The 2605-nt window shown below is 41.5% G+C and carries 5 protein-coding genes; all 5 read left to right on the top strand.

From position 1 onward, the window contains the following. Positions 1–178: 178 nt before the first annotated feature. Positions 179–574, top strand: a complete 396-nt coding sequence (gpU, locus tag C2M25_RS19425) for a phage tail terminator protein (RefSeq protein ID WP_105181935.1) — start codon at positions 179–181, stop codon at positions 572–574. Between the two features lie 3 nt (positions 575–577). Next, entirely contained in the window at positions 578–997 is a 420-nt protein-coding gene (locus C2M25_RS19420; RefSeq protein WP_105181934.1) for a phage tail tube protein, read from the top strand. A gap of 2 nt (positions 998–999) precedes the next feature. After that, a complete protein-coding gene (locus tag C2M25_RS19415) occupies positions 1000–1458 on the top strand; it encodes a hypothetical protein (protein WP_105181933.1) in 459 nt (152 codons plus the stop codon). Positions 1459–1487: 29 nt separating this feature from the next. Further along, positions 1488–1760, top strand: a complete 273-nt coding sequence (locus C2M25_RS19410; protein WP_105181932.1) for a phage tail assembly protein T — start codon at positions 1488–1490, stop codon at positions 1758–1760. A gap of 5 nt (positions 1761–1765) precedes the next feature. Next, a partial coding sequence (locus C2M25_RS19405) for a hypothetical protein (protein WP_199775197.1) occupies positions 1766–2605 on the top strand: 840 nt, incomplete at its 3' end.

Raw genomic sequence — 2605 nt, 5'->3', positions numbered from 1 at the left:
TTAAACGTTATGGTAAGAAAAGGTACCCACTTCAACCCACTGAAATTGGTAAAAGCTTTGTACACCGAGAAGTGAAAAGAGGGCTTGAAATTGCTCGAGCGCGCTTTGAACGTCGATATAGGCGTGAGTTGGCTAAAGAAATAAATAAACGTTACACGCGAATATTAAGAAAATAGTTATGGCAACCAGACAACAAATTAGAGCCAGCATCAAGCAATTGATAGCTGGCTTTTTTACAGCAACGTTTGATTTTAGACCTGCCCAATTTTACAAAGAAGAGCTGCCATGCAGTGCGGTGTTTTTTGATAGCGGTGAGTCTATAAGGGATTTTGATGATGATACTGACACCAATGCTCAGTTATCACTTGAAATAATTATAGATAGCAATGGTGAGCAGGATACAGAGTTAGATGTATTTGCTAGCCAAGTTGAAGCTGCCATTCGAGCTGATAACACCTTAAATGGCTTGGTCGATGCTATTTACAGAGTCGGTTTTCAGTACGACCGAGACCCAGAATCATTAACTGCATCACTTACCTTATTTTTTAAAGTTCAATATGAAGACGAGGACTAAACAATGTTAGGCAATAAAGTAACTTTACATCGTTCAACTGATAACGGCACAGCTTATGGCGAAAAGATTGCCAATATTGTTGACCTTCAGCCGGGCGCCAAAACCGCTGAGACACATGAAAACACCACCTATGGCGCTGAGCATGATTACAAAGAATATGATTACGGCTTAAAGGATGGCGGTGAATACACCTTTGTTTTTAAATATGAGCCAGGCAACAGTGATATGGAAGAGATTGCTGATGCATTAGATAACGATACGAAAGAGTATTTACAGCTTCAGTTTCCTTCGCCAATTAGTAAGTCAAAGTCATTCCGATGTTTGGTTACAGAAGTCGGCGACCAAACACCTGTTGGTGAGCATGTAAAACGCTCAATCAAGGTAAAAGTTGATGGTCCTATCACCGAATCAGCATTGGCATAATTATGATTGCATGGCTTAAAAGATGGCTTGCAGAGCGCGCAATGCCAGTTGACCCGAACTTTAAACACCGACTAGTGGCCAAGCAAAAGCTTGGTCATTTTTTTATCGTGGAGTTAGGCGCGAGTGATTATGTGATCATTCATGACATGTTAGGCCGTATCCAAGCAGAAGATACTGATGATGCAACTAAGTCTCGTGAATTAATGGGGCTTCGGTATATGTCGCTTGCCATGTCATTGAGAACGGGCAATGGTCGTATGCCTTTTGATTGGCAAAATGATGTTGACCTTATGTATTTGGCGACACTACCTCACTCAAAAGTCATACCAGCTTTGGACGAAATAGCAGCTATTTCAGGTATTGATTGGATAACGCCTAGTTTTATTCCTAAAGAAACTGACACCCAGCTAGAAGAGGTTGAGCAACCAAGTCAAGAAGACTTAGATGCAAACCCCTCTTAGGCCAACCGAACCGTAGATTTGCCCTGCGGTTGGCACAAAAGAACGGGGCAACCAATGTTGATGACATGCTTTTTAATATGTCATCAACTCAATTTATAGAGTGGCAGCAATTTGCTCAGCTTGAGCCTTTTGGTGCACAAGTGGATGAATTTCAGTTAGCGGCGCTTAGAGCGCTAGTCACAAACTATCTCAGCTCCAATAAACAAAATATAAAATCCGTAAATGATTTCATGCTTAGCGCTGTTGAACGGCCAAAAGAGCGTGAGAAAACGGTGGAAGAAATTTACCAATTGTTTGGATAAATATCATGGCCAATGAACACAAAGTCATTTTAAGTGCTGATACCCGATCGCACCGCACAGAGTTTAATAAGTCAGTAGAAGCAAATAAAAAGTTTACGCTCTCTATTCAAAATGTATCTGACCAAACAAAGCTATTTGCAGCTAAGACTCGCACCTATTCAAATATGGCAGGTAAAGCGATTGCTGGATTTGCAACAGTAAGTATTGCTGCATATGCGGCGATTTATAAGAAACAAGCTGAGTTTATTGATCAACAAGCAAAAACGGCAGACCGCTTAGGTATATCAACAGAAGCCTTAATTGGTTTGCAGCATGCTGCAAATCAAACCGGTGCGAGCACAGAAAGCCTCAATATGGGGTTACAGCGAATGACCAGACGTATAGGGCAAGTTGCAGCAACGGGAAGTGGTGAGGCAGCAGTGGCGCTTGAGCAATTGGGGATCTCAATTGATGAGATAAAGGATAAAAGCCCTGATCAACAATTTGCACTCATTGCAGAAAAAATGAAAGGCATACACGAGCAAGGCCAAAAAGTATTTTTAACTCAAAAGCTATTTGATTCTGAGGGGGTGAAATTACTAAATACACTTAACTTAGGTGCTGATGGTATTGCTGCCATGATCACTGAAGCAGAAGAGTTAGGTATTACATTTAGTCGAATCGATGCCTCAAAAGTTGAAATGGCCAATGACTCATTTGACCGAGCAGAAAAGCTTTTGTCATCGTTTGGTACAAAATTAGCCAGCGAAACTGCTCCTCTTGTTGGTGCTTTATCAGATCTTTTCGTTGAAACAGCAAAAGAAGCCGGTGGCTTCGGCAAACTCGCCCAGCAGGTCATAGGAAAA

Source organism: Pseudoalteromonas sp. T1lg21 (assembly GCF_002964625.1).
In the GTDB taxonomy this organism is placed as follows: Bacteria; Pseudomonadota; Gammaproteobacteria; order Enterobacterales; family Alteromonadaceae; genus Pseudoalteromonas; species Pseudoalteromonas gelatinilytica.
Note: the sequence above shows the minus strand (reverse complement) of the source record. Positions and strands in the feature narration are given on the sequence as shown.

Coding starts and splice junctions, on each gene's coding strand:
- C2M25_RS19415 (WP_105181933.1), top strand. CDS start 1,000: ATGATTGCATGGCTTAAAAGATGGCTTGCAGAGCGCGCAATGCCAGTT.
- gpU (WP_105181935.1), top strand. CDS start 179: ATGGCAACCAGACAACAAATTAGAGCCAGCATCAAGCAATTGATAGCT.
- C2M25_RS19420 (WP_105181934.1), top strand. CDS start 578: ATGTTAGGCAATAAAGTAACTTTACATCGTTCAACTGATAACGGCACA.